The organism is Spirillospora sp. NPDC048823 (genome assembly GCF_043198445.1).
Classification (GTDB): Bacteria; Actinomycetota; Actinomycetes; order Streptosporangiales; family Streptosporangiaceae; genus Spirillospora.
Genome location: NZ_JBICUT010000025.1, coordinates 1 through 26,244, shown reverse-complemented (window position 1 = coordinate 26,244; position 26,244 = coordinate 1). Strand labels below are relative to the sequence as shown.

Annotated in this window: 22 protein-coding genes; 15 read left to right on the top strand and 7 right to left on the bottom strand. The window is 70.9% G+C overall.

Annotation, left to right across the window (positions count from 1 at the left end):
• Positions 1 to 43: 43 nt before the first annotated feature.
• Positions 44 to 964 carry a 3-oxoacyl-ACP reductase gene (locus tag ACGFK0_RS35990; RefSeq protein ID WP_392913009.1) on the bottom strand — a complete coding sequence of 307 codons (921 nt, stop codon included), beginning with the start codon at positions 962 to 964 and terminating at the stop codon, positions 44 to 46.
• Between the two features lie 170 nt (positions 965 to 1,134).
• Between ACGFK0_RS35990 and ACGFK0_RS35985 the strand changes: the two genes are divergently transcribed.
• Genes ACGFK0_RS35985 through ACGFK0_RS35970 form a run of 4 tightly spaced genes read left to right on the top strand, consistent with a single transcriptional unit; the run spans position 1,135 to position 6,679 of the window.
• On the top strand, positions 1,135 to 2,730 hold the full coding sequence (locus ACGFK0_RS35985) for an acyl-CoA synthetase (protein ID WP_392913008.1): 1,596 nt from the start codon (positions 1,135 to 1,137) through the stop codon (positions 2,728 to 2,730).
• A gap of 11 nt (positions 2,731 to 2,741) precedes the next feature.
• Positions 2,742 to 3,902 (top strand): steroid 3-ketoacyl-CoA thiolase, encoded by a 1,161-nt coding sequence (locus ACGFK0_RS35980; protein WP_392913007.1) that lies wholly within the window; start codon positions 2,742 to 2,744, stop codon positions 3,900 to 3,902.
• Positions 3,903 to 3,905: 3 nt separating this feature from the next.
• Positions 3,906 to 6,068, top strand: a complete 2,163-nt coding sequence (locus tag ACGFK0_RS35975) for an acyl-CoA dehydrogenase (protein WP_392913006.1) — start codon at positions 3,906 to 3,908, stop codon at positions 6,066 to 6,068.
• The gene (locus tag ACGFK0_RS35970) at positions 6,068 to 6,679 is read left to right on the top strand and encodes a PaaI family thioesterase (RefSeq protein WP_392913005.1); all 612 of its coding nucleotides are present in this window, start codon (positions 6,068 to 6,070) and stop codon (positions 6,677 to 6,679) included. The genes ACGFK0_RS35975 and ACGFK0_RS35970 overlap by 1 nt, the downstream gene beginning before the upstream one ends.
• 166 nt (positions 6,680 to 6,845) lie before the next feature.
• On the opposite strand, the gene sigJ is transcribed toward ACGFK0_RS35970, so the two are convergent.
• Complete coding sequence (gene sigJ, locus ACGFK0_RS35965; protein WP_392913062.1) at positions 6,846 to 7,703, bottom strand: RNA polymerase sigma factor SigJ; 858 nt, start codon at positions 7,701 to 7,703, stop codon at positions 6,846 to 6,848.
• A 125-nt stretch (positions 7,704 to 7,828) separates the two neighbouring features.
• Positions 7,829 to 8,461 carry a TetR-like C-terminal domain-containing protein gene (locus ACGFK0_RS35960; protein WP_392913003.1) on the bottom strand — a complete coding sequence of 211 codons (633 nt, stop codon included), beginning with the start codon at positions 8,459 to 8,461 and terminating at the stop codon, positions 7,829 to 7,831.
• Positions 8,462 to 8,683: 222 nt separating this feature from the next.
• On the opposite strand from ACGFK0_RS35960, the gene ACGFK0_RS35955 reads away from it, so the two are divergent.
• Together ACGFK0_RS35955 and ACGFK0_RS35950 are read left to right on the top strand one after the other, a co-directional pair.
• A complete protein-coding gene (locus ACGFK0_RS35955) occupies positions 8,684 to 9,853 on the top strand; it encodes a saccharopine dehydrogenase family protein (RefSeq protein WP_392913002.1) in 1,170 nt (389 codons plus the stop codon).
• Between the two features lie 13 nt (positions 9,854 to 9,866).
• Positions 9,867 to 11,081 (top strand): NAD(P)/FAD-dependent oxidoreductase, encoded by a 1,215-nt coding sequence (locus tag ACGFK0_RS35950; RefSeq protein WP_392913001.1) that lies wholly within the window; start codon positions 9,867 to 9,869, stop codon positions 11,079 to 11,081.
• 73 nt (positions 11,082 to 11,154) lie between these two features.
• Here ACGFK0_RS35950 and ACGFK0_RS35945 read toward each other — a convergent pair whose 3' ends face one another.
• Positions 11,155 to 12,756: a class I adenylate-forming enzyme family protein gene (locus ACGFK0_RS35945; protein ID WP_392913000.1), complete on the bottom strand. Its 1,602-nt coding sequence runs from the start codon at positions 12,754 to 12,756 to the stop codon at positions 11,155 to 11,157.
• A 245-nt stretch (positions 12,757 to 13,001) separates the two neighbouring features.
• Between ACGFK0_RS35945 and ACGFK0_RS35940 the strand changes: the two genes are divergently transcribed.
• The 8 genes from ACGFK0_RS35940 (at position 13,002) to ACGFK0_RS35905 (ending at position 22,485) form a co-directional block, all read left to right on the top strand.
• A complete protein-coding gene (locus tag ACGFK0_RS35940; protein WP_392912999.1) occupies positions 13,002 to 13,763 on the top strand; it encodes an SDR family NAD(P)-dependent oxidoreductase in 762 nt (253 codons plus the stop codon).
• Positions 13,764 to 13,955: 192 nt separating this feature from the next.
• Positions 13,956 to 15,365: an ABC transporter substrate-binding protein gene (locus ACGFK0_RS35935; protein ID WP_392912998.1), complete on the top strand. Its 1,410-nt coding sequence runs from the start codon at positions 13,956 to 13,958 to the stop codon at positions 15,363 to 15,365.
• 39 nt (positions 15,366 to 15,404) lie between these two features.
• Positions 15,405 to 17,615, top strand: a complete 2,211-nt coding sequence (locus tag ACGFK0_RS35930; RefSeq protein WP_392912997.1) for an ABC transporter permease — start codon at positions 15,405 to 15,407, stop codon at positions 17,613 to 17,615.
• A complete protein-coding gene (locus ACGFK0_RS35925; protein WP_392912996.1) occupies positions 17,608 to 18,369 on the top strand; it encodes an ABC transporter ATP-binding protein in 762 nt (253 codons plus the stop codon). Before ACGFK0_RS35930 ends, ACGFK0_RS35925 begins: the two co-directional genes overlap by 8 nt.
• Positions 18,362 to 19,114: an ABC transporter ATP-binding protein gene (locus ACGFK0_RS35920; protein WP_392912995.1), complete on the top strand. Its 753-nt coding sequence runs from the start codon at positions 18,362 to 18,364 to the stop codon at positions 19,112 to 19,114. Before ACGFK0_RS35925 ends, ACGFK0_RS35920 begins: the two co-directional genes overlap by 8 nt.
• A 7-nt stretch (positions 19,115 to 19,121) precedes the next feature.
• Positions 19,122 to 19,475, top strand: coding sequence for a hypothetical protein (locus tag ACGFK0_RS35915; protein ID WP_392912994.1), 354 nt, complete (start codon positions 19,122 to 19,124; stop codon positions 19,473 to 19,475).
• Positions 19,476 to 19,622: 147 nt separating this feature from the next.
• A complete protein-coding gene (locus tag ACGFK0_RS35910) occupies positions 19,623 to 20,822 on the top strand; it encodes an NADH:flavin oxidoreductase (protein WP_392912992.1) in 1,200 nt (399 codons plus the stop codon).
• Positions 20,815 to 22,485, top strand: coding sequence for an AMP-binding protein (locus tag ACGFK0_RS35905; protein ID WP_392912991.1), 1,671 nt, complete (start codon positions 20,815 to 20,817; stop codon positions 22,483 to 22,485). The genes ACGFK0_RS35910 and ACGFK0_RS35905 overlap by 8 nt, the downstream gene beginning before the upstream one ends.
• A gap of 66 nt (positions 22,486 to 22,551) precedes the next feature.
• Here ACGFK0_RS35905 and ACGFK0_RS35900 read toward each other — a convergent pair whose 3' ends face one another.
• The 3 genes from ACGFK0_RS35900 to ACGFK0_RS35890 form a co-directional block, all read right to left on the bottom strand.
• Complete coding sequence (locus tag ACGFK0_RS35900; protein WP_392912990.1) at positions 22,552 to 23,727, bottom strand: ISAs1 family transposase; 1,176 nt, start codon at positions 23,725 to 23,727, stop codon at positions 22,552 to 22,554.
• Between the two features lie 148 nt (positions 23,728 to 23,875).
• On the bottom strand, positions 23,876 to 24,736 hold the full coding sequence (locus ACGFK0_RS35895; RefSeq protein ID WP_392912989.1) for a hypothetical protein: 861 nt from the start codon (positions 24,734 to 24,736) through the stop codon (positions 23,876 to 23,878).
• The gene (locus ACGFK0_RS35890) at positions 24,733 to 25,077 is read right to left on the bottom strand and encodes a PadR family transcriptional regulator (protein WP_392912988.1); all 345 of its coding nucleotides are present in this window, start codon (positions 25,075 to 25,077) and stop codon (positions 24,733 to 24,735) included. Before ACGFK0_RS35890 ends, ACGFK0_RS35895 begins: the two co-directional genes overlap by 4 nt.
• Positions 25,078 to 25,330: 253 nt before the next feature.
• Between ACGFK0_RS35890 and ACGFK0_RS35885 the strand changes: the two genes are divergently transcribed.
• Positions 25,331 to 26,080: an FkbM family methyltransferase gene (locus ACGFK0_RS35885; protein ID WP_392912987.1), complete on the top strand. Its 750-nt coding sequence runs from the start codon at positions 25,331 to 25,333 to the stop codon at positions 26,078 to 26,080.
• The last annotated feature ends 164 nt before the right edge of the window (positions 26,081 to 26,244 follow it).

The window sequence follows — 26,244 nt, the reverse complement described above, 5'->3', positions numbered from 1 at the left end:
CCGCCCCCTCGCGCCGAAGGCGGCCACCGGCGGGTTCGGGTGATCAGTACTTGCTGGTACCGGTGTCGTCGAGCGCGGCGACGCTGTAGGCGGCGTAGGTCTGCCGCGGGTCGCGGCCGTCGAAGTACGGCGTGATCTGCGCGCCGAGTTCCTCGACGGAGAAGACGCCGTCGGCCGCGGTGAACTTCTGCTCCACGGTCGGCGCCGCCATCAGCGCCACCATGTCGCCGTAGACGACGAACACCTGCCCGGTGATCTTCTCGGACGCGGGGGACGCCAGATAGCCGACGAACGTGCCGACCCGCTCGGGCGCCATCACGTCCACGCCGCCGGGCGCGGTGCCCTCGGCGAACGTCGCCTCGGTCATCGCCGTCCGGGCGCGGGGGCAGATCGCGTTGGCGCGCACCCCGTACCGGCCGAGGCCCGCGGACGTCGACAGCGTGAGCGCCACGATGCCGGCCTTCGCCGCCGAGTAGTTCGGCTGGCCCGCCGACCCGAACAGGAACGCCTCCGACGCGGTGTTGACCACGCGCCCGTAGACCGGGCCGCCGGCGGCCTTGCTCGCCGCGCGCCAGTGCACGGCGGCGGCGCGGGACACGGCCGCGTGCCCCTTCAGGTGGACGCGGATGACGTCGTCCCAGTCCGACTCCGCCAGGTTGAACAGCATCTTGTCGCGCAGCACGCCCGCGTTGTTGACGACGATGTCCAGCGAGCCGAACGTGTCGACGGCGGCCGACACCAGCGTGTCGCCCATCGACCAGTCGCCGACGTCCCCGGTCACCGCGACGGCCTTGCCGCCCGCCTTCGTGATCTCGGCGACGACGTCGCCTGCGGCCGGGCCCATGTCGTTGACGACGACGCTCGCGCCCTGCGCGGCCAGTGCGAGCGCCTCGGCGCGGCCCAGCCCGGCGCCCGCGCCGGTGACGACGGCGGTGCGGCCCGCCAGGGACAGGTCAGCGTTCATCGCAGCCTCCGGGATCGGTGTTCAGGTCGCGTCCGGAGGCTAGTACGAATTCTAGTTCCGCCCGCGGCGCGGTCCCGCTGAGTGGGTGTCCGCAGGTGGAGTGAAAGGCGAAGACCGCTGAGCGGGACGGCCCTTGCCCTCCGATGAGAACGAATTCTAGTCTCGCGGCCATGACGCTGAACTTGGCGACCTTCTTCGAGGCCGTGGCGGCGGCCGTCCCCGGCCGCACGGCGCTCGTCTGCGGCGACCGCAGGCTGACCTTCGCCGACCTCGACGCGCGGGCCGACGCGGCGGGCGCCCGGCTGCGCTCGGCGGGCATCGCGCCGGGCGAGCACGTGGGCCTGCACATGCTGAACGGCACCGAGTACGTCGAGACGATGCTCGGCTGCCTGAAGATCCGGGCCGTGCCGGTCAACATCAACTACCGGTACACCGACCGGGAACTGCTGTACCTCTACACCGACGCCGGGCTCACGGCCCTGGTCGTGGACGACGAGTTCGCGCCGGCCGCCGCCCGCGTCGCCGGAGAATGCCCCGACCTGCGCGTCGTCTCGGTCGTCCGGACGGGGGAGACGGCGGAGAAGCCGGAGTGGCCGTCGCGGATCAGCGTCACCGACTACGTGTCCGAGCCCGGCTCGCCCGACCCGTCCCTGCGCGAGGGCCGCAGCGCCGACGACCGCTACGTCCTCTACACGGGCGGCACGACCGGCAACCCGAAGGGCGTCGTCTGGCGGCACGAGGACTTCTACATGGCCGCCGTGAAGGGCGGGAACCCGTACGGCGAGCCGCGCCGCACCGTCGAGGAGCTCGTCGAGGGCGCGAAGACCGGGTTCGAGCTCAGCTACCTGCTGACGATGCCGCTGATGCACGGCGCCGCGTCCTACACGCTGTTCATGGCGATGCTCACCGGCTGCAAGTCGATCCTGATGCGGCGTTTCGACGCGATGGACGCGCTCCGCACGATCGACCGCGAGAAGCCCATGATCGTCGCGGTGGTGGGGGACGCGATCGCGCGCCCGCTCGCCGACGCGATCCGCGCGCACGGCGCCGAGTACGACCTGTCGTCCCTCAAGGTGCTCGGGTCGGGCGGCGCGATCCTGTCGCGCAGCGTGCAGGAGGAGTTCGCCGAGCTGATCCCCGGCATCCACGTGAACAACGCGTTCGGCGCGTCGGAGTCGGGCGCGGACGGCACCATCGCGATCGGCGCGGACGGCCTGATGCGGCTCGCCGCCGACCCCCGCGTCACCGTGGTGGACGCGAACCTGAAGCCGGTCCCGCCCGGCTCGGACGAGGTCGGCTACCTCGCCCGCTCCGGGAACGTCCCGCTCGCCTACCACAACGACCCGGAGAAGACGGCGCGGACGTTCCCCGTCATCGACGGCACGCGCTGGACGATCCTCGGCGACATGGCCCGGGTCGAGGCCGACGGCACGGTCGTCGTCCTCGGGCGCGGCTCCGGCTGCATCAACACCGGCGGGGAGAAGGTCTTCCCCGAGGAGGTCGAGCAGGCCCTCAAGTCGCACCCCGCCGTGATGGACGCGCTGGTCGCCGGCGTCCCCGACGACCGCTTCGGCGAGCGCGTCGCCGCCGTCGTGGAACTGCGGCCCGGGGCGTCCGCGGCCGTCGACGACCTGCGGGCGCACTGCCGCGAGCACCTCGCCGGCTACAAGATCCCCGCCGTGGTGACCTTCGCGGACGCGATCGTCCGCTCCCCGTCGGGCAAGGCCGACTACCGCTGGGCCAAGCGCGTCCTGACCGAGAACTAAGGAGACATTCCATGCCAGAGGCCGTTATCGTCGATGCCGTCCGGACGCCGGTCGGCAAGCGCCGCGGCGCCCTGTCCGGGCTGCACCCGGCCCAGCTGCTCGGGGCCACGCAGCGCGGGCTGCTCGGCCGCGCCGGCATCGACGCCGCGGCGGTCGAGCAGGTCGTCGGCGGCTGCGTGACGCAGGCGGGGGAGCAGTCCAACAACGTGACCCGCAACGCGTGGCTGTACGCGGGCCTGCCCTACACGGCGGCGTGCACGACTATCGACTGCGCGTGCGGGTCGTCCCAGCAGGCCGTGCACATGATCGCCGGGCTGATCGCGTCCGGAGCGATCGACATCGGCGTCGGTTGCGGCGTCGAGGCGATGAGCCGGGTGTTCCTCGGGCAGGCGAGCACCCCCGAGACCGGCAGCCCCGCGCCCGAGGGCTGGGACATCGACTACCCCGACCAGTTCACCGCCGCCGAGCGCATCGCGAAGAAGCGCGGCATCACCCGCGAGGACGCCGACGCCCTCGGGCTCGCGTCGCAGGCCAAGGCGAAGGCGGCGTGGGACGACGACCGGTTCGCCGGGCAGATCCTCCCGATCGAGGCGCCGATCATGACCAAGGAGGGCCCGACCGGTGAGACGGCCGTGGTCACCCGCGACCAGGGGCTGCGCAACACGACCGCCGAGGCGCTCGCCGGGCTGAAGCCCGTCATCCCGGACGGGATCCACACCGCCGGCAACTCGTCCCAGATCAGCGACGGAGCCGCCGCGGTGCTGCTGATGTCCGCCGAGCGGGCCGCCGAGCTGGGGCTGCGGCCCCGCGCCCGGATCGTCGCGTCCGGGATGGTCGGGTCCGACCCGTACTACCACCTGGACGGGCCGATCGACTCGACGCGGCACGTCCTGGAGCGGGCGGGTATGAAGCTGTCCGACATCGACCTCGTCGAGATCAACGAGGCGTTCGCGTCGGTCGTGCTGTCGTGGGCGTCCGTGCTCGGCGCCGACATGGACAAGGTCAACGTCAACGGCGGCGCCATCGCCCTCGGCCACGCGGTCGGCTCGACCGGCGCCCGCCTCATCACGCAGGCCGTGAACGAGCTGGAGCGGTCCGACACGTCGACCGCCCTCGTCACGATGTGCGCGGGCGGCGCGCATTCCACGGCCACCATCATCGAACGGATCTGAAGCATGACCATTGGGCTGACCGAGGAGCACCGCGACCTGCGCGACGCCGTGCGCGCGTTCACGTCGCGGCAGGTGACGCCTTCGGCGGTGCGCCTCGCCGTGGACGCCGAGCAGGAGAAGGCGCCGGCGTTCTGGGACGACCTCGCCGCGCAGGGACTGCTCGGGCTGCACCTTTCGGAGAGCGCGGGCGGCGCGGGCTACGGCCTGGTCGAGCTGGCCGTCGTCCTGGAGGAGCTGGGGCGCGCCATCGTCCCGGGGCCGTTCCTGCCGACCGTCCTGGCGAGCGCCGTGCTGTCCCGCGCGGGACACGCCGGGCACCTGCCGTCCCTCGCGGACGGGAGCGCGGCCGGCGCGGTGGGCCTGGACGCGGGGAGCCTCGCCCTCACCCGTTCCGGCTCCGAGGTCACGGTGACCGGCGTTTCGGGCCCGGTGCTGGGCGCTCCGCTGGCGGACGTCCTCGTCGTCCCGGCCCGGGACGGGGACGGGACGGCCTGGGTCGTCCTGCCCCGCGGCGCGGCCGTCGTCGACGAGCTGCCCAGCCACGACCTGACCCGCCGCCTGGGCACGGTCGAGCCGGCGAACGCGGCCGTCTCCGTCCTGGACATTGGGACGCAGACCGTCCGCGACCTCGCGGCGGTGCTGTTCGCCGCCGAGTCGTCCGGCCTGGCCGACTGGGCGACGGCGACCGCCGCCGAGTACGCCAAGGTCCGCGAGCAGTTCGGCCGCCCGATCGGGCAGTTCCAGGGCGTCAAGCACCGCTGCGCCCGGATGCTCGCGCACGCCGAGCAGGCCCGCGCCTGCGCCTGGGACGCCGCCCGCGCCCAGGACGAGCCCGACCCGCGCGAGGCGTCCCTGGCCGCGGCCGTCGCGGGCGCGACCAGCGTCCAGGCCGCGTTCCAGACCGCCAAGGACTGCATCCAGACCCTCGGCGGCATCGGCTTCACCTGGGAGCACGACGCGAGCCTCTACCTGCGCCGGGCACAGACCCTCCGCATCCTGCTCGGCTCCACCGCGTCGTGGCGCCGCCGGGTCGCACGCCTGACCCTGGACGGCGTCCGCCGCGAACTGAGCGTCGAGCTGCCGCCCGAGGCCGAGGAGGTCCGCGCGGAGGTCCGAGCCGAACTGGAGCCGGCCAAGGCCCTGGAGGGCAGGGAGCGCGTGACGTACCTGGCCGACCGCGGCTACACGTCCCCGCACCTCCCCGTCCCGTGGGGCAAGGGCGCGGACGCCGTCGCCCAGCTGGTCATCGCCGAGGAGATGCGCGCCGCGGGCCTCCGCGCGCACGACATGATCATCGGCAACTGGGTGGTGCCGACGCTGATCGCGCACGGGTCGCCCGCCCAGCACGAGCGCTTCCTGCCGGGGTCCTTCCGCGGCGGCATCCGCTGGTGCCAGCTGTTCTCCGAGCCGGGTGCGGGCTCCGACCTCGCCGCGCTGTCCACGCGGGCCGAGAAGGTCGAGGGCGGCTGGACGATCACCGGGCAGAAGGTGTGGACGTCCATGGCCCGCGAGGCCGACTGGGGCATCCTGCTCGCCCGCACGGACCCGTCCGTCCCGAAGCACAAGGGCCTGTCGTACTTCCTGCTGGACATGAAGTCCCCGGGGATCGACATCCGGCCGCTGCGCGAGCTGACCGGCGACACCCTGTTCAACGAGGTGTTCCTCGACGGCGTGTTCATCCCGGACGACCTCCTGGTCTCCGCCCCCGGCGACGGCTGGAAGCTCGCCCGGACGACCCTCGCCAACGAGCGCGTCTCGCTCTCGAACGACTCGTCCCTCGGCAGCGGCGGCGAGGCCCTCCTCAAGCTGGCGGCGGACGTCGACGACGAGCGCCTGACCACGCTCGGCGGCATCCTCTGCGACGCCCAGTCGAGCAGCCTGTTCGGCCTGCGCACGACCCTGCGCTCCCTCGCCGGCGGGCAGCCGGGCGCCGAGTCGAGCATCGGCAAGCTGATCGGCGTGGAGCACATCCAGCAGGTGTGGGAGACCGCCATGGACTGGATCGGCCCCGAAGCGCTCTCCGGCCGCGGCGAAGGCGGCATGAAGGACCCGGCCTGGATGTTCCTGAACTCCCGGAACATGTCGATCGCGGGCGGCACGACGGACGTGCAACTGAACATCATCGGCGAGCGCCTCCTCGGCCTGCCCCGGGACCCGGTTGCGTGATGACGATCGACCTGCATTCCGAGACCCGGCCCGCCGGTGTGGACGCCGCCGTCGAGGCGGCCCGCCGCGTGATCGACGCGCTCGTCCGCTCCGGCGAGATGACGGACGCCGACATGTCCGGCATCGCCGACCGCCTGAACGCCGTGGCCGACGACCTGGAGGCGACGGCGCCGCCCCTGGAGGACCGCCTGGTCAACATGTGGCGCGGCGACGGCATGACCCGCCATGACCCGGTCACCGGCCCGGAGAATTCGATCGCGCCGCCCCTCGAATACACGGCCGTGGACTCCCACACCATCCAGGCCGTGGCGACGCTGGGCCTGCCGTACCAGGGGCCGCCGTCCAGCGTCCACGGCGGCGTCTCGGCGCTCCTCCTCGACCACACTCTGGGCGTGGCGAACGGCTGGGCGGGCGCCTCGGGGGTGACGGCCGAGCTGACCGTCCGCTACCACCACCTGACCCCGCTCTTCGAACCGCTGACGATCATCGCCCGCCAGGTCTCGGTGGACGGCCGCAAGATCCGCACGACGGGCGAGATCAAGGCGAACGGCGAAACCTGCGTGTCGGCCGAGGGCCTCTTCGTAGCCAAATACCCGCCCCGCCCCCGCTGACCGGACGCTCCGAACCATGCCGGGTCGCCACCTCGTTGACATGCGGCGTGTTGTTGCTTCCGACGCGCTCATACCAACAACACGCCGCAAGTCAACGGACCCGGGTGAACCTGCCCTGCTCGGCAGCAGCCTTGACGTCCCCGCAGCAGGCACGGCCCGCACGCTGTCAATCCGTCATGGGCTGGTTCGCTGCGTGGAGGGCGCTCCAGGCGTCCGCCACGGGGCCGACGTGGCGGAGTTTGTCGGGGTTGTTCACCGCGCGGATCGTCTGGATCTGGCCGTCGAGAATGTCGAGCGCCCACGCACCGAGGACCTTGCCGTCCCGGTCGCGGACGATCGCGCCCGGCTGCCCGTTGACGTCCCGCTGTTCGAGTACGGCACCGGCCCGGACGAACCGCGAGACGGACCAGGCGAGCGCGCGCGCCACCTTCTCCAGGCCGATGATCCGGCCACCGAGCTGCGGGGCCTTGCCGCCGGCGTCGCCGACCATCTGGACGTCGGCGGCCAGGAGCTCCCGCAGTCCGTCGACGTCCCCTTCCCGGAAGGCGTGCAGGAACCGTCCGGCGAGTTCGGTGCGCTCGGCCCGGTCGGCGGTGAAGCGGGTGCGGCCCGCGTCCATGTGGCGGCGGGCCCGGACCGCGAGCTGGCGGCACGCGGCCTCGGAGCGTCCGACGGCCGCCGCGACCTCGTCGAAACCGAACCCGAACACGTCCCGCAGCACGAAGACCGCCCGTTCGAGCGAGCTGAGCCGTTCGAGCAGCAGGAGTGCCGCCATCGAGAGGGAGTCGGCCAGTTCCGCCGCGCGCTCCGGGTCCTGGTAGGGGTCGGTCAGCAGCGGCTCGGGGAACCACGGCCCGGCGTACTCCTCCCGGCGCAGCCGGGCCGACCGCAGCACATCGATCGAGATCCGGGTGACCATCGCCGAGAGGAAGGACTTGACGGACGAGGGCCGAGTCGGGGAGGTCGTGTACCGCAGCCAGGTCTCCTGGACCGCGTCCTCGGCCTCGCTGACGCTGCCCAGGATCCGGTAGGCGATCGAGAAGAGCAGCGGCCGGCGGCACGTCCTGTACCGGCGGAGCCACCTCGGCGATCAGCTCGTGTGAGCCCACGTCCCAGCCCGGTCGGCCCGGTGACCTCCGCAGGCGCGCCTCAGGGGCGGGTCGCGCGGAGGACGAGGTCCACCAGGGTGTCGACCTCCTGCCGGGTGGCGGCCCGGTGCAGGGTGAGCGGGGTGAGGATGAGCGGGCTCGCCAGCGTGTTCAGCACCGCCTCCGGTGCGCAGTCCGGGTGGACCTCGCCGCGGGCGATGGCGCGGGTGACCACGGCGCGCCAGGATTCCTGGACCGGCTCGAAGTGCTCGAAGATGAGCGCGCTCAACTCGGGCGTGCCGCGCGCGGCGATGATCGCGTTGGTGGCGACCTCGACGGGGCCGGCGAAGAACGCCGCCAGGCGGTGCGCCAGTTCGCGGATGTCCCGCTCCCACGAGCCCGTGTCGGGCACCTCGACCGTGCTGGAATGGGCGTTGAGCCCCTCGCGGACCAGGTCGGCGAAGGTGGGCCACCAGCGGTAGATGGTCTTGCGGTTGAGGTCCGCGCGGGCGGCGACCTCGCTGGGGCCGAAGTCGACGACGCGTTCGGCGAGAAGGTCCAGGACGGCCTGCGCGACGGCCTGGCGGACCCGTTCGCTGCGACCGCCGGTGCGGACGCGTTCACGCGGTGGTTCGGCGGCCTCCGCCGGTGACGTGCGCGCTGCGGGGGCCGGCCGGGTGGTGCCGTCGCTCATCTCGATCCACCAAAAGGGTCATAGTGTTGACTTTAGCTTCAAGGCGGTCCCATCATGGACTATGCCCCGCGGTGGTCGAGCCGTCGGCTTTCCACCGGGGGCGATTCCCACCGTTGCGGTGTGCGGCCGATGCCGTCCACCGGTACCCGTCTCCGTCCGCAGCCCGGCCCCGCCACCGGCGATCCGCCGGCTCCGGACGCATGCCCTTTCCCGGAGGTCCACGTGAAGGTCGCCATACTCGGCTGCGGCACGGTCACGAGCCGCGTCGCCCGCAGCGCCGCCGCGTTCGACAGGATCGACGACCTGCTGGTCGCCGACCTCGACGCCGACCACGCAAAAGCCCTCGGCGAGGCCGTCGGCGCCCGCCACGCGCGCTTCGACGCGACCGACCCGGAGAGCGTCGCCGCGGTCGTCGCCGGCGCCGACGTGGTCTTCAACGGCGTGGGCCCGTTCTACCGCTTCGCACTGCCGATCATCGACGCCGCCATCGACGCCGGAGCGCACTACATCGACATCTGCGACGAGTACGACGTCGCCGAAGCCCTGGTGACCGACCCCGCCTACGACGAGCGGGCGAAGGCGGCGGGCGTCACCGTCCTCACCAGTTGCGGCTCCGCGCCCGGCGTGACCAACCTCATGGCGCGCTGGGCGTGCGACGAACTCGACCGCGCGGACGCCGTGCACGTGGTCATGGGACTTCCGTTCATCCCCAACCTCGGGCCGACCATCCTGGAGCACATGTTCCACTCGCTCAGCGGCGAGGTCATCCAGTTCCTCGGCGGCGAGTACCGCAAGGTGCCCGCGTGGGGCGATCCGAGGACGTTCGAACTGCTCGCCCCGTACGGCCTTCGCGAGTTCGGCTACTTCGGGCACGCCGAGCCGCTCACGCTGCCCCGGTTCATCCCGGGCCTCAAGGAGGCCACCTGCCGGTTCACCTGGTGGCAGAACGAGGGCAACGAGATCTACCGCCGGTTCGCCGAACTCGGCCTGATGAGCTCCGAACGCGGCGGCCTTCCCCTGTCGCCGCAGTCCTTCCTCGCCCGGCACCTCTGCACGCCGGAGGGCGAGCGCGCCGTCGGCGTCGACATCTCCGCAGACCCCATCGGGGCCGCGTTCCACATCCGCGCCGAAGGCGAGAAGGACGGCGCCGCCGCGTCCGCGGTCATCGAGATGCACCACGACATGACCAAGAGGTTCTTGAAGGACAAGGGCGACATGACGGCGATTCCCGCTGCCGCCTTCCTGCGCCGGCTCGTCGACGGGGAGATCGACCGGACCGGCGTCCTCGCGCCCGAAGCGTGCGTGGACCCGCAGCCGTTCCTGCACGAGGTCGCGCCGCAACTGGGCGTCGACCTGTACCGCATCGTCTCCCAGACCCGCCGCGTGCACTGACCGGAAGGCACCCATGCAAGAGCACACCGAGTTCGACGTCGCCGTGGTCGGTGCCGGCCCCATCGGAGCCGCCACCGCCCGGCACCTCGCGGACCGGGGCGCGCGCGTCCTGATCGTCGGCCCGGCGGAGCCCCCGGACTTCGCCGGCCACGACGGCGTGTGGTCCGGCCACTACGACCAGGGCCGGCTCGGGCACGTCCTCGAGGCCCCGCTCGTCGCCGCACTGCTCGCCGCACGTTCGATCCGGCGGTTCGGCGAACTCGCGCGGCGTACAGGCGTGGAGTTCACCCGGCCGGTCCACTCGCTCGCCGTCATGCCGGCCGCCCTCGACGGCCGCGCGCCGTCCGAATGGTTCGACCTCGGCAGGCTGATGCGGAACGCCGAGGACATCGGGCAGCCCGTCGAACACCTCTCCGAACCCCGGCTCCGCGAGCGGTACCCGCACCTGGCCTTCGAGCCCGGCCATGAATGCGTGGTGCAGCGCGACGCGTTCATCGTCAACCCGCGCGACCTCACCGCCGCCGAACTGGCCGCCGCCACCGCCGCCGGTGCGACGCTCGTCCGGGACGAGGTCACGGCGATCGCGGCCGACGGCCCCCGCCGCCGGCTGACCGCCCGGTCCGGCGCGTCGTGGACAGCGGACACGGTGGTCGTCGCCACGGGAGCGTCGACCAACGCGGGCGGACTGCTGCCCCGCAAGCTCGCCATGGACACGCTCGGCGCCACCGTCGTGCTGATCGAGGTCCCCGGCCCGGAGGCGGTCGACCTGCCCGGGATCATGTACTACAAGCAGCGCGGCGGGGAACTCCTCTACGGCGGCATCGTCATGACGCCGCTGCGCTACCCCGACGGCCGCTGGTACATCAAGTGCTCGGGCACCAGCCTGCTCGACAACCCGCTCGGCACGCGCGAGGAGATCGCCGCGTGGGTCCGCACAAGGGGAGCCGCGGACGACATCGCCCCGGCGCTCACCGTCTTGCGCGAACTGCTCTCCGAGGATTCGGCCGCCGCGCTGGGCCCGGCTCGGGTGCGGCCGTGCCTGGTCTCCACCAACCACACCGGCCACCCGTACATCGACCACGCCGATGAGAACGTCGTGGTCGTCGTCGAAGGAGAACGCGGTGTCATGGCCGCCGACGAGCTCGGCCGCCTCACCGCGTCGCTCGCCGCGACCGGCCGCTGGAGCGACGGCCTCCCGCACCAGCTCTTCCGGGCGGAATGGATGTAGCGGGCACGGAACGGCGAAGCGGCCGGGCGCGCGACACGCGCGTCCGGCCGGTTCGGCCACCGGCTCGCAGAAGTCAGGACACCGAGTCCTCGACCTGCTTGCGCAGGACCTTCCCGGTCGCGTTGCGGGGGAGCGGGTCGGTGGTGACGTGCCAGCGGGACGGGACCTTGAAGTAGGCGAGGCGCTCCTTCGCGAAGGTCGTCAGATCGTCGGCCGAGGGCGGGGCGCCGGCGACGACGACGACCGCCGCGACCTCCTGCCCGAGGTCGGGGTGCGGGACGCCGACGACGATGCACTCGGAGATCCCCGGGTACTCGGCGAGGACGTTCTCGACCTCGATCGGGTAGACGTTCTCGCCGCCGCGGATGATCAGGTCGGAGCGGCGGGTGGTGAGCCGCAGCCGGCCGTTGTCGATCATGCCGATGTCGCCGGTGCGCAGCCACCGGTCCGGGTCGATGCTCGCGGCGGTGGCCTCCGGGTCCCGCCAGTAGCCGATCATGTTGTAGGCGCTGCGGGCGCACACCTCGCCCTCGGTGCCGTCCGGGACCGGCTTGCCCTCGGAGTCGCGGATCTCCACCTGGACGCCGAGGTTCGGGGCGCCGAGCGTCCCCGGCGCCTCCGCGAGGTCCATCGGGGTGGCGACGGAGATGGCGGTGCACGACTCGGTCAGCCCGTAGCTGTCGACGAGGGCGCCGCGCGCCGGCGGGAACACCGACTGGAGCCGTTCCTTGAACGTGGGCGAGGACGGCGCGGAGGCCAGCGCGAACGCGGTCAGCGACGACAGGTCGTACTTCGCCAGATCACCGTGCTGCATCATGCGGTGCGCCATCGTGGGGACGGCGCCCCAGTTCGTGACCTTCTCCTTCTCGACCAGGCTCAGCACCTTGTCCACGTCGAAGCCGCCGAGGTGCATGACCACGGCGGTGCCGGTGGCGAGGCGCGGGATGGCCAGGTTGTGCAGCGACGCGATGTGGAACAGCGGCAGCGCGAGCAGGTACCGGCGGGAGGAGGCGTCGATGCCGAACGCCCCCATGATGGCGTCGTTGTACCGGTGGTACTCGATCACCGAGGTCAGGTTCCGGTGCGAATGGACGGCGCCCTTCGGGCGGCCCGACGTGCCGCTCGTGTACAGGATGACCGCCGGGTCGTCCTCGGCGACGTCGGGGATGTCCAGCTCGGCGTCCGGGTAGCGGACCATCAGGGACGGGACGTCCTTCTCGACCGTCAGCACGCCCTCGGCGGTCAGCGCGGCCCGCTTCGCGTCGGCGATCACGATCTTCGGGTCGGTGTGGCCGAGCGCGTACTCGATCTCCTGCGCCGTCCACCAGGCGTTGTAGCCGACCGCGACGGCGCCGGCGGCGATCGCCGCCCAGAACGAGATGATCCACTCGGGGCTGTTCGCGGCGTTGATCGCGATGCGGTCGCCGGGCCGGACACCGAGGTCGTCCCGCAGCGCCTTCGCCATGGACGCGACGGCGGCGGCGTGCTCGGCGAAGGTCAGCCGGCGGGACGCGGTGACGATGTAGTCGCGGTCGCCGTGGGCCGCCGAACGGGCGAGCACCTCGCCGAGGCTGCGGGCGCGGTTGGCGAACACGGGCAGCCGCGCGCCGAGCACCTCCTCCTCCCGCAGTTCGAACTCGCCGCCGGGACCGGTCAGCTTCGCGATCATCTCCATCGGACCCCTCCTCGCCGGAACGGTCCATTGTGCGCTGGGACACACCGGCGCCACCAGGCTATTCCGCTCAGCGGGACGGTCACGGACCGTTTTCCGCCGAACTCATTCCCGCTGAGCGGGACTGGGCCTTTTGCGTGCGCCGCGTCACATCACCATGACCGCACCAGGACTGAGCAGACCGGACTGACCAGGTATGACCTGGACGGGCCGGGCTGGGCGCGCAAGCAGGACTGAGCGGAGAACCAATGGCAAGCCTCAGCGACAAGGTCGCGATCGTCACCGGAGCGGGACAGGGCGTCGGGCAGGGCATCGCGCTCGCGCTGGCCTCCGAGGGCGCCGCCGTCGCGGTGCTCGGCCGCACGGCGGCCAAGCCGGACGCGACGTGCGAGCTGATCCGGGAGCGCGGTGCGAAGGCCGAGGCGTTCGTGTGCGACGTCGCCGACACCGAGTCGATCCCCGGCGTGGTGGAGCGGGTCGCCGAAACGTTCGGCGGCATCGACGTCCTCGTCAACAACGCCTACTCGGGCTCCTACGGGCCGCTGCTGGAGATGAGCGACGCGAAGTTCCAGAAGGGGTTCGTCACCGGCCCGTTCGGGGCGTTCGCGTTCATGAAGGCGTGCCACCCGCACCTGAAGGCGCGCGGCGGCGGCAGCATCGTCAACCTGGTCACCTCCGCCATGGTCCGCTGGGACCCGTCCACCTACGGCGCCTACGCGGCCGCCAAGCAGGCCCTCCGGTCGCTGACCCGCACTGCCGCGGCCGAGTGGGGGCCGGACGCGATCCGCGCCAACAACATCGCCCCGCACGCGCTGTCCCCGGGGCTGAAGTGGTGGGCGGAGAACGACCCCGAGGCGGCCGAGGAGTTCCGCAAGACGATCCCGCTCGGCTACATCGGCGACTGCGAGGACGACATCGGCAAAGCCGTGGTCGCGCTCGTCCAGCCGGCGATGCGCTACCTCACCGGGGCGACGATCCCGCTGGACGGCGGCCAGGCCAACTTCGGCTGACGCCGCCCCGTCCCGCGCAGACTTTCCCCGCCTCCGAGCGACCCCGCTCAAGCGGGGCGCGACAACTCGCAGTACCCCGTCTCCCGGCGGACCAGAGGGTCGCCGGTAGCCGCGGACCATCCACGAACCCCGTCCCCCGCCTGCCCGAAACACCACTTGCCGCCGCGGCGGCCAGTGAAAGGAGTACGACCTATGAAGGTCGACAAGATCGGGCGCCTCGCCGCAGGCGTCCTCGCGGTGGCGCTCGTCACCGCGTCCTGTTCCAGCGAGCGTTCGGGCACGGACGGCGTGTCCGGCGGGAACGACTCCGGCGGCGCCGCCGCGTCGAGCAAGACGTTCGGGACGCTGCCGTCCCCGTGCGGCCCCGGCGACGCCAAGGGCAAGACCGACCAGGGCATCACCGACGACGCCATCACCATCGGCTTTGGCGACGACCGCGGCTTCTCCGCGGCGCCCGGCCTGTCCAAGGAGATGGGCGACGCCGTCGCCGCGATGATCGACTGGTGCAACCAGCAGGGCGGCATCAACGGACGCAAGATCAAGGGCAACCAGTACGACGCCGCCTACATGCAGTCCGCGAAGGTGATGCAGGAGTCCTGCAAGCAGGACTTCATGCTCGTCGGGCAGGGCTTCGCGATGGACGAGGCCGCCGAGCAGTACCGGGTGGCGTGCAAGCTGCCGACCGTCGCCGGCTACACCGTCGGCCCGAACTCCTCGATGGGCCCGATGAAGTACGAGGCCGTCCCGTACCCGGTGGACCTGCTGAACATCGGCGGGCTCCGCCTCGCGGAGAAGCTGTTCCCCGACTTCAAGGACAAGGCGGACATCCTTCAGTCGACGTCGCCCGCCGTCAGCACCGGCAACAACAAGATCGCCAGTGCCATGAAGGACATCGGCGTCAAGCGCGTGGACTGCGGTGTCCGGCTGAACGACAAGGGCGAGAGCAGCTACATGCCCTTCGCCGAGAAGATCAAGGACTGCGGGGCGAAGTACCTGTGGTCGTCCGACTCGCCCGACCCCGGCCAGTTCAGCCTGCTGGAGTCGGTCGAGCGGGCCGGCGCGAAGCCGAAGTACGTCTTCGAGTCGACCTGGTACAGCCCGCTGGTGTCCAAGTGGAACACCTCGGGCGCCGGCGACAACGTGCACGTCGGCATGATCTTCCAGCCGCTGGAGAACGCGGACAAGGTCCCGGCGGTCAAGCAGTACATGGACGCCGTGAACGCCAAGAAGGGCAAGATCGCCATGCTCGGCCTGCAGGCGACCTCGTCGTTCCTGCTGTGGGCGCAGTCAGCGGACAAGTGCGGCTCGGACCTCACCCGGCAGTGCGTGATCAACGAGCTGTCGAAGGTGCACGAGTGGACGGGCGGCGGCCTGCACGCGCCGACCGACCCTGGCAACAACAAGCCGGCGTCCTGCTCGCTGATGGTGAAGCTCAACAAGACCTCGTTCGAGCAGGTCCTGCCGAAGAACGCCGGCGAGTTCGAGTGCGGTCCCGAGTTCGTCGTCAAGACGGACCCGAAGACCTGGGGCGCGAAGCTGAACGACGACCGGATCTCGACGAAGTTCCTGACCGACGACGTCATCAAGCCCCAGTCCTCCTGATCCGACCCGCCGGAGGCGGTACCACATGGCGGTGAGCAAGTGACGACGTTCCTGACGTACACGATCCTGGGACTCGTCCTGGGGTCGGTGTACTCCATCGCGGCCTCGGGCCTCGTGCTGACGTACAACACCTCGGGCATCTTCAACTTCGCCCATGGCGCGCAGGCGATGTTCGGCACGTTCCTGTACTGGCACTTCACCGAGCGGTGGGGATGGCCGGTGTGGCTCGCGCTGATCGTCGTGATCGGTTTCGTCGGTCCTGCGATGGGCGCCGCACTGCACGCCGCGATCATGAAGGGGCTGCGCGGCACCGCCGACGTCACGAAGATCATCGTGACGGTGGCGGTGCTGCTCGGCACCGTCTACCTGGCCCAGTGGATCTGGAATCCGGATGAGGCGCACAGCGTGGACATGTTCTTCGGTGCGGGCGCGAAGATCACGCTGGCCGGTGTGGTGATCCGGTACCACGAGATCGTCTGCCTGGCCACCGCCGTGGCGATCGCCGTCGGGCTGCGGGTGCTGTTCACCCGCAGCCGGACGGGCGTGGTCATGCGCGGCTCGGTCGACGACCCCGACCTGCTGCGCCTCAACGGCCACGACCCCGAGCGCGCCGCGATGCTGTCGTGGGCGCTCGGCTCCACCCTCGCCGTCCTCGCCGGGATCCTGATCGTGCCAATCAGCGGCGGGGGGCTGGACGCGAACATGCTCACCCTGCTGGTGATCGACGCGTTCGCGGCGGCGATGTTCGGCCGGCTGCGCAGCATCCCCCGCACGTTCGTGGGCGCGATGGTGCTCGGTCTGGCCGCCAACTACGTGCTCGCCTACCTGCCGTCGGCGGGCACGTTCACCGGCAACCTGCGCGTCTCGCTGCCGATGATCCTGCTGTTCGTGGTGCTGGTGGTGCTGCCCCAGGACCGGCTGCGCGGCGCCGCGATCCGGACCCGCGAGCGGTACCGGGTGCCGACCGTCCGGGGCGCGGCCGTGTGGGGCCTCGTGCTCGTCGCGGTCGTCTACCTCTACAGCCTGCTGCTGTCGGACGGCGCGATCAACACGTTCTCGCTCGGCATGACGTTCGCGATCATCGCGCTGTCGCTGACCGTCCTCACCGGCTACGCGGGAGAACTGAACCTCGCGCCGCTGGCGTTCGGCGCGGTCGCCACCGTCGTGGCGTTCCACGCCGGGGTGGTCGGCACCGGCCTCGACGCGCGGATGAACGTCCAGGGCATCGTGCTGGGCATCGCGGCCGCGGCACTCGTCGGCGGGCTCGTCGCGCTGCCGGCGCTGCGGCTCCGCGGCCTCTACCTGGCCCTCGCGACGATGGCGTTCGGCGAGTTCCTGTCGAACATGGTGCTGCGCGACACCACCGAGCACAAGCTGTTCGGGATGACGTTCACGCTGTTCCCGGACGGGTCGCTGGTCATCCCGCCACTCAAGGCGGGCCCGCTCGACCTGCGGAACGGGACGGCGTCGCTGATGACCGCGACGGTCCTGTTCGCGCTGATCGCCGTCGGGCTCGCCGCCCTGCGCAACAGCGGGTACGGGCGGCGGCTCGCGGCGATGAAGGACAGCCCGGCGGCGTCGGCGATGCTCGGCCAGAACCTGGTCCGGCTGAAGCTGAGCGTCTTCATGATCTCCGCGGCGATCGCGGGCCTCGGCGGCGTGCTGATGTCGGCCGCGACCGGGACCGTCGCACAGGAGAACTTCACGTTCCTCGGCAGCCTCGCCCTGCTGATGCTCGTCGTGGTCGCGGGTACCGGCTACATCAGCGGCGCTCTGTTCGGCGGCCTGATGGCGGGCGTCGGGTCGGCGGTCCTCGTGTCCACGTTCAGCGACCTGGCGCTGGACAACGAGGGCATGGCCACCATCTACACCACGCTCGGTCACCTCATCATGGTCAGCACGGCGCTTCTCGGGATGGGCGTCGGCAGGAGCCCGAGCGGTTTCCTGCACGACCTTTTCGAGGGCTACCGGGCGACGCGGAAGGCCAAGCCCGTCCTGTACGGGGCGGCGGCGCTGTGCGCCGTCCTCTACCTGTTCGCCCTCACCGGTGTGATCGGGACCTGGACGTTCGCTCTCGTCGCACTCTGCGCGGGCATGCTGCTGCCCGTATTCGGCCGCATGTACCTGGACGAGGGGCGGCGCGACCGCCCGACCCCGCTGGAGCTGATCGGCGTGGACGAGCCCTACACCGACGAACTGCGCATCCGCCTCGACCGCGAACTCGGCCTGAAGGGAGGCGTCCATGCCTGAAACGGCATCCCTGCTCGAAACGCGGGGTATCACCGTCCGGTTCGGCGGCAACACCGCCGTCAACGACGTCGGCCTCACCATGCACGAGGGGAAGATCACCGGACTGATCGGCCCGAACGGCGCGGGCAAGACCACGATGTTCAACACCATCACCGGTCTGCAGAAGCCCGCGTCCGGCCAGGTGCTCCTGGACGGCGACGACATCACCGGGCTGTCCCCGACCAAGCGTGCGCGGCGCGGCATGGCGCGGACCTTCCAGCGCCTGGAGCTGTTCCTGTCGCTCTCGGTGCGCGACAACGTGCGCGTCGCGGGCGACATCCTGCGCAGCCACAGCCACAGCCACAGCCGCAAGCGCTTCGACATGGACGAGGAGACCGACAAGGTCCTCGAACGCACCGGGCTCACCGACATCGCCGACCGCGATGTGTCCGACATCCCGATCGGACGGGCCCGCGTCGTGGAGGTGGCGCGCGCGCTGATGACCTCACCGCGCGTCCTGCTGCTGGACGAGCCCGCGTCCGGCCAGACCGATCGCGAGACGGAGGCGTTCGCCGAGATGCTCGCCGGCCTCGCCGGCGAGGGCCTCGCGATCTGCCTCGTCGAGCACGACCTGCCGCTCGTCATGAAGCTGTGCTCCACCATCCACGTCCTCGACTACGGCACCCTGATCGCGTCCGGCACGCCGGCGGAGATCAAGGATTCGCCCGAGGTCATCGCCGCCTACATCGGCACGGAGGAGGCGTCCCATGAGTGAAGCCAAGGCGGTCCCCGCGCCGCGCACCGCGGCCGGGGAAGCGAGCCCGGAGCCGCTGCTCGAACTGGTGGACGTCCGCGCGGGCTACGGCGCGATCGAGGTCCTGCACGGCGTGGACCTGGCGCTGAAGCCGGGATCGCTGCTGGCGCTGCTCGGCCCGAACGGCGGCGGCAAGTCGACCACGATGCGCGTGTGCGCGGGCCTGCATCCCCCGACCGGCGGGGAGTTGCGGTTCGCGGGACGCAAGGTCAACGGCATCTCCGCGCAGGATGCGGCCCGCCTCGGCGTGTGCTCGATCCCCGAGGGCCGCGGAATCTTCCCGAACCTGACGGTGCGGGAGAACCTGTGGGCCGCCACCGGAACCGGCGCGAAGCTGGAGGACCTGGAGGAGAAGGCGTACACCCGCTTCCCCCGCCTCGGCGAGCGCCGCCACCAGCTCGCCGGATCCTTGTCCGGCGGCGAGCAGCAGATGCTCGCGCTGTCGCGGGCGCTCGGTACCGATCCGGCGGTGCTGCTGCTCGACGAGCTGTCCATGGGCCTCGCACCCATGATCGTCACCCGGATGTACGAGACGGTCGCCGAGCTGGTCGAGGGCGGCCTGTCGGTGCTGGTCGCGGAGCAGTTCGCCCGCGCCGTCCTGCCGATCGCCGACACCGCCGCGCTGATGCTGCACGGGCGCGTGGCGGCGGTGGGCCCGCCCGACGAGATCGAAGACCGGCTGTCCAGCGACTACCTGGGAGGTTGACCCCATCATGCTCACTGAGGAACGGCGCCAGCAGTTCAAGGACGACGTGGCGAACCAGAGGCTGAAGACCGATCAGTCCCGCTTTGACGGGGTGCTGCGCGTCGTCGGCATCGTCGCGATGGTCGCCGGCGTCGCCGGCGTCTTCATCGCCTACAACGTCTCGCTCACCAAGGACGACATGCGGGATGTGGGCTCGCTGCAGACCCTCGCCCTCGGGTTCCTGGCGGTGACCGTCCTCGGCGCGGCCCTGTACTTGGCCGCCGCCGTCACCCGCGTCCTGCGGCTGTGGCTGCTGCGCCAACTCGTGGAGCAGCAGGCCCAGGCCGACCAGATCGCCGCCGCGCTGCGCAGGGACGCCTAGGGGGTGTTTCATAAGCCCGCTGTCCTGCTGCGCGTCCGAGACTTATGAAACACCCCTAGCGGCCCGTCGACGCTCCCGGTCAGCGGGATGTCCGGAGTGCCCAGACTTCTCGCTGATCAACGTCTAGTCCGGATGGAGGACTTCTGCATGAACGACCCGAAGCCCGACGTGTTCGCCCCCGCCAAGCTGGGGCCCGTCACGCTGCGGAACCGCACTGTCAAGGCGGCGACGTACGAAGGGCTGACCAAGGACGGCCAGGTCACCGACGCGCTGATCGACTTCCACGTCCGGCACGCGCGCGGCGGCGTCGGCATGACGACCGTCGCGTACTGCGCGGTCGCGCCGGAGGGGCGCACCGACCGCAGGCAGATCTACTGGCGGGACGAGGCGATGCCCGGCCTGCGCAAGCTGACCGACGCCGTGCACGCCGAGGGGGCCGCCGCCCAGGCGCAGATCGGGCACGCCGGCCCGGTCGCCAACCCCAAGAGCAACAAGCTGCCCGCGCTGGCGCCCAGCCGCCACTTCCACATGACGACGCAGACCTTCACCAAGCCCGCCACGCCGGCGGATCTGAAGCGCGTCGTCGAGGCGCACGGCTACGCGGGCACGATGGCGATCGAGGCCGGTTTCGACTCGGTCGAGATCCACATGGGGCACAACTACCTGACGAGCGCGTTCCTCAGCCCGAAGGTCAACCACCGCAAGGACGAGTACGGCGGGTCGCTGGAGAACCGCGCCCGGCTGGCGCGCGACATCGGCCGCGCCGTCCGCGACGCCGTCGGCGACCGCATCGCGGTCACCGCGAAGCTGAACATGGACGATGGCGTGCCCGGCGGCTTCTGGATCGACGAGGCCATCCAGGTCGCGCGGTGGCTGGAGGAGGATGGCTCCGTCGACGCCCTCCAGATGACCGCGGGCAGCTCGCTGCTCAACCCCATGTACCTGTTCAAGGGCGACGCGCCGCTGCGCGAGTTCGCCGCCGTCATGAAGCAGCCGACCAAGCTCGGCATCAAGCTGATCGGCAAGCACTTCCTGAAGTCCTACCCATACGAGGACCTCTACCTGCTCAAGGACGCCCGGCAGATCCGCGCCGCGGTGAAGCTGCCGATGATCCTGCTCGGCGGCGTCACCGACAAGGCCGGCATGGACACCGCCATGGCGGAGGGCTTCGAGTTCGTCGCGATGGCCCGCGCCCTGCTGCGCGAGCCCGACCTGATCAACCGGATCAAGGACGACCCCGCCACCGAGTCGCTGTGCATCCACTGCAACAAGTGCATGACCGCGATCTACGGCGGCACCCACTGCGTCCTGTCCACCGAACCGGCCTGGGGCAGCGCGAGTGCGTGACGAGACGATCGCGGGTCTGCTGCTGGCTCGGCTGGGCGATGACCGGCCGGGCCTGCGCAGCCGCGAGCGGACATGGACATGGGACGAGGTCGGCCGGGAGAGCGCGGCGCGCGCCGCCCTGGCGCGCGAGTTGCGCCGGGACGGCCCGTTCCACATCGGTGTGCTGCTGGAGAACGTCCCCGAGTACGTGCTCTGGCTGGGTGCGGCGGCGCTGAGCGGCGCGACGATCGTCGGCATCAACTCGACCCGGACGGGCGCCTACCTGGAGCAGGAGGTCCGGCACACCGACCTCCAACTGCTGGTCACCGACCGGGTCGGGGCGAAGCTGCTGGACGGTCTCGACATCGGCGTCCCGCGCGACCGTTTCCTGCTGGTCGACTCCGCCGAGTACCCCGCGCTCGTCTCGTCCCACGCATGCGAACCCACGGCCGACCCGTCGGTCACCCCGGCGACGCAGCTGCTGCTGCTGTTCACATCCGGGACGACGGGCGCGTCGAAGGCGGCGCACTGCTCGCAGGGCAGGCTCGCCGAGCTGGGCCGCAACAACAGCGCCAAGTACGACGTCAAGCGCGAGGACATCAGCTACTGCTCGATGCCGCTGTTCCACGGCAATGCGCTGATGGCGCTGTGGGCGCCGTCGCTGGCGGCCGGCGCGACCGTCGTGCTGGCGCCGAAGTTCTCCGCGTCCGGGTTCCTGCCGGACATCCGGTTCTACGGGGCGACGTTCTTCACCTACGTCGGCAAGGCGATCGGCTACGTCCTCGCCACGCCCGAGCGGCCGGACGACGGCGACAACACCCTCACGCATGGGTTCGGCACGGAGGCGTCCCCGGAGGACAAGGCCGAGTTCCAGCGCCGGTTCGGCGCGAAGCTCGTCGAGGGCTACGGCTCCAGCGAGAGCGCCGGCATGATCGAACGGGACCCGGCCGCGCCGCCGACCGCGTTCGGCCGTCCCGCCTACGACGGCGTCCGGATCGTCAACCCGGAGACGCGTGAGACGTGCGCCCTCGCGGTCCTGGACAGGCACGGCCGCGTCACCAACGCCGAGGCCGCCGTCGGCGAGATCGTCGACGTGCACGGCGCCGCGAAGTTCGAGGGCTACTACAAGAACCCCGATGCGGACGCCGAACGCGTCCGGCACGGCTGGTACTGGACGGGCGACCTCGGCTACATCGACGGCGACGGGTTCCTGTACTTCGCCGGCCGGTCCGGCGACTGGATCCGGGTCGACTCGGAGAACATCTCGGCGCTGCTCACCCAGAACGTCGTCCGCCGCCACCCGAAGATCGTGGACGCGGTCGCGTTCGGCGTCCCCGACCCGCACTCCGGCGACCAGGTGATGGCCGCGATCGAGATCCCGGCCGACGTCGCGTTCGAGGACCTGGACTTCCCCGCGTTCCTCGCCGGCCAGGACGACCTCGGCACCAAGGGCGCGCCCAGGTTCGTCCGCGTCTCGCACGCGCTGCCGACGACCGGCTCGGGCAAGCTGAAGAAGAAGGAACTGCAGCTCGACGGCTGGCGGACGTCCGACCCCGTGTTCTGGTGGGCGGGCCGTGCACGCGGGGGGACAGGCGCACCCGAGTACGTCCTGATGGACGAGGCGGACAAGGCGGCGCTGCGGGACGAGTTCATCGCCGCCGGCCGCCGCCGCTTCCTCCCTTGACGTCCTCACCCCGCCTGAAGGCGGGGATTCCAACCCGTTCGCCTGCTGCGCGGGGGCAGGGCTTGATCAAGTTCCTTGAACGTCGTGGTTGTTGATGCCCAGGAGTGGGAGGGCTCGTTCGGGCCGGTCGCGGATTGCTCGGGTGGTCTTGGCGATGTTGTCGGCTCCGAGGGTTTTGAGCAGGCCGATGGCGAGGTTGCGGAAGGTGGCCATGGCTCGGGGGCCGGTGCCGGTGTGGAGGGTGGAGGCGTCCTCGGCGTAGGTCACGTCTCTGAGGTGGTGCAGGGCTTCGATGCCCCAGTGGCCGCGGGTCGCGGCGGCGAGTTCGGCCGGGGTGGTCTGGTGGGCGTCGAGACTGGTGACGGCGTAGACGGTCTCGCGGCTCTCGCGTCGGCGGGCCTGCCGGCGGCGTCGGTGGACGCGGACGGCGAGGCGGGCGTGGGGGAAGGCGATCCCGCCGAGTTCGTCGGCGATGCCGCAGGTCTTGATGGATCGGGACTCGCGGCGGCCGTGCCCGGTGGAGGAGGCGGTGTGCTGGATGGCGATGTCCGGCCAGGGCAGGGCGGCGAGTTGCCGGTAGGCGGTCGGCTGGTTGCGCTTGATCATGGCGATGTAGTGGGCGTTCTTGGTGTTGACCAGCCAGGTGATGTTCGCCTGCACCGAGTGCAGGGCGTCGAAGGTGACGAGGACTCCGTCCAGGTCCAGCGGTTCGAGCAGGGGCGTGAAGTGCGCGGTCTCGTTCGTCTTCGCCCCGACTTCGGTCTGGGCGACAGTCACAGCCCGGTGGTGGGTGACGGCGGAGAGCAGGTGCCTGCGGCCGGTCGGCAGGCGGGCCGACCCTCTCAGTGACTTGCCGTCGACGGCGATCCTTTGTCGTTGTCCGGAGTCGGTGCCAGTGCTGTGGTGGCCGGTGAGGTAGGTGCCGACGGCCCGGTCCAGGGCGTCACCGTCAACGGCCGCCAGCACGCGGCCGATCGTGGTCCGCGAGGGAGCATGGCGCCACCGCAGAGGATGCCGCCGGACGCCGATGCTCGTCAGCACGGCGTCCGAGGCCCGCCCCGCCCACTCGGCGATCTCGTCGATGCTCCTGGCTCCCGAAACAGCCGCGCAGGCACAGACGAGGAGGATCGCGGTCAGCGAGTACCAGCGGCCCCGCCGTGAGCGCGGGTCGGGCACCAGGTCCAGGAAAGACCGCAGGTCAGCGACTCGGCCAGCATCCAAGGAGCCCAGCTTCAGCAGCACCGGGGGAATGGGAGAGGATACAACGGCAGGCACGGGCCACCTCATGATCGTTGAGCTTCGACACCCCAATGATCACGAAGCCCGTGCCTGCTCTGCTATGCACCCCAACCGGTCACCACCGGACCAGCGTCACGTCTCCGGAACTTGATCAAGCCCTGTCGGGGAGGAGCTGGGGTCGCCATGCTGTTGCGATCATGGCTAGCAGGAGCCCGATTAGGGCCAACCAATAGCCGGTGTCTTGCGCGTTCGGCGGCGGGTTGATCAGCGGGGAGGCCGCACCGGGCAGGAGGTAGATCGCCGCCGCCAGTGCCCAGCGTGGGCTGCGCGCGATCGCGGTTGTCAGCACGCCCGCGAGCAGGAGGACGCTCTCGGTGCCCACCCTGACCAGTTGCCAGATCTCGCCGTATTCGTGGTTCCCGGGCATGTAGGTGAGCGTCAAGGAGGCCGCGGGGATCACAAGCCACCACCACGGCCGTGCACGCAGACGCTGCGGCCGGGCCGGCCGGTTGGCCGCGAGTGCTACGGCCCCGATCGCCAGTACGCCGTAGGGGGCCAGCGAGACCCAGTTGTGGTTCGCCGGTCCGAGGATCTGTGACGGCCAGGATGTGGCTTGGGTTCCCAGGAGCATGGCTCGGCTGGTCGAGAGCGCTACGGCCAGGGCAAGTGGTAGGGCCACCAGCGCCCAACCGCGCAGCAACGCCGCCACCAGCACTGCCGAAACGGCCAGCCACCAGGGGGAGGAATGGTCGGCGATGCCGTAGGCCATATTCGCCAGCGCCAGCATCAGCAGGCCGAGTTGCAGCCCGTCGGCCCACCACGGGGTGGCGGCGGCGCGGGCCCGGGCGGCGAAACCCGCGGTGAGGAGCCCGGCGGTCTCCCGCAGTGAGGGGGGGCGAGGGCTACCGTTCAACAGTGTGCCGATGATCTCGCCGCCGTACTCGGCGCGGTGACCGGGCGGGAACGCTCGCAGGAACAGCCGATACCAGCCTTCGGTGAATGCTCCGCTCATGTTCCGGCGTCCCCTGTCACCAGGGGCGTGCGGCCCGTGACGATCCGGGCGGCCCGCTCCAGCCACAGAGCCTCGCGGGTGACGGCCAGGCGCCCGTCCTCAGTCAGTCGGTAGTAACGACGCGGACGGCCCTGGATGGTTTCTTCGCGGTCCACGACGATCATCCCGTCGCTCGCCAGCCGGTCTAGAGCTCCGTAGAGGGTGCCGACGGCCAGCCGGATCCGCCCCCCCGATTGCTCCTGCGCCCACTTGATGATCCCGTATCCGTGCACGGGCCCGTCCAGCAGCGCGGCCAGCACGAAGTACGTGGGCTCGCTCATCGCCGTGGCTCGTTTGACCATACGGGAGACGATATATCAGCTACCGAAGTATCGCCAACGAGTCCAATCAACCCGGCATGGCCACCATGGGACGAAGTAGTTCACGGGCCCCAGGTCGTACCTGCTGGTAGCCGCCTGCCTGACATGCCGTGTTGTCCAATCTCATCAACACGGCAGGACCCCGGGAAAAGGCGCTCATCGAACTCATCGATAACCGTTGCCGGTAGCCGCGCACAAGATCGGGAGGGGCGACGCGGTCCGTAGGTTGGCGGGGGTGAGCGGTTATGACTTGATCGCGTACGCGGGTAACGCTGAGGACGTGGTGTTGATGCGTGCCTTCGCAGGGCGGAAGAGCGGGTTCTTCGTGGATGTCGGTGCCGGCGAGCCCGTGAGCGGCTCGCTGACCAAGAACCTCGTGGATGTCCTTGGCTGGCGTGGGGTGAACGTCGAGCCGTTGCCCGATCGCCATGCACGCCTTCAGCAGGCGCGGCCCGGCGACGTGAACCTGCGCGTGGCGATAGGAGATGAGCTGGGCACCGTGGAGTTCTTCCGGATCGTTCCAGGGCGGGGGAAGGCCGGTGGTGGCGGTCTTAGCACTCTGCGCCGGGACGTCTTGGAGGGGCATCTCGCGGACGGTTGGCGCCATGAACAGCTGCACGTCGAGGTCGTCACGTTGGAGGCGGTTCTCGCCGCGCACGCCGAACCGGGGCTCGACCTGCTGAAGGTGGATGTGGAGGGGGCCGAGGCCGCGGTTCTGCGGTCGGCGGACCTGCGGGTGTGGCGGCCGCGGGTGATCGTGGTTGAGGCGACCTTCCCGCTGTCATCCCGTCCGAGTCATCAGGAGTGGGAGCCCCTTGTTCTCGCGGCCGGGTACGAGCTAGCGCTCTTTGACGGCCTCAATCGCTTCTACGCGCGCGATGACGAGCCCGGCCTGGGCAAGCGGCTCGCCGTGCCTGCGAACGTCCTGGACAACTACATCCCGTACGCATGTGCCCGCCGGGCGGGGCTCATCGGGCCAGAGTGAGCAGGTCAGGGCGGTGGTCGCGTAGCCATCGCGCGATCCACGCGCCGTCGCTGTCGGCGAGGCCGAGGGACCCGGGTTCCGCAGTTGGTGGTCACACGTGATGCCGAATCCGGGGTCTGGCCTGGGGGAACGCCGATTAGAGCGGGAGAGGGCGTGTGTCCACG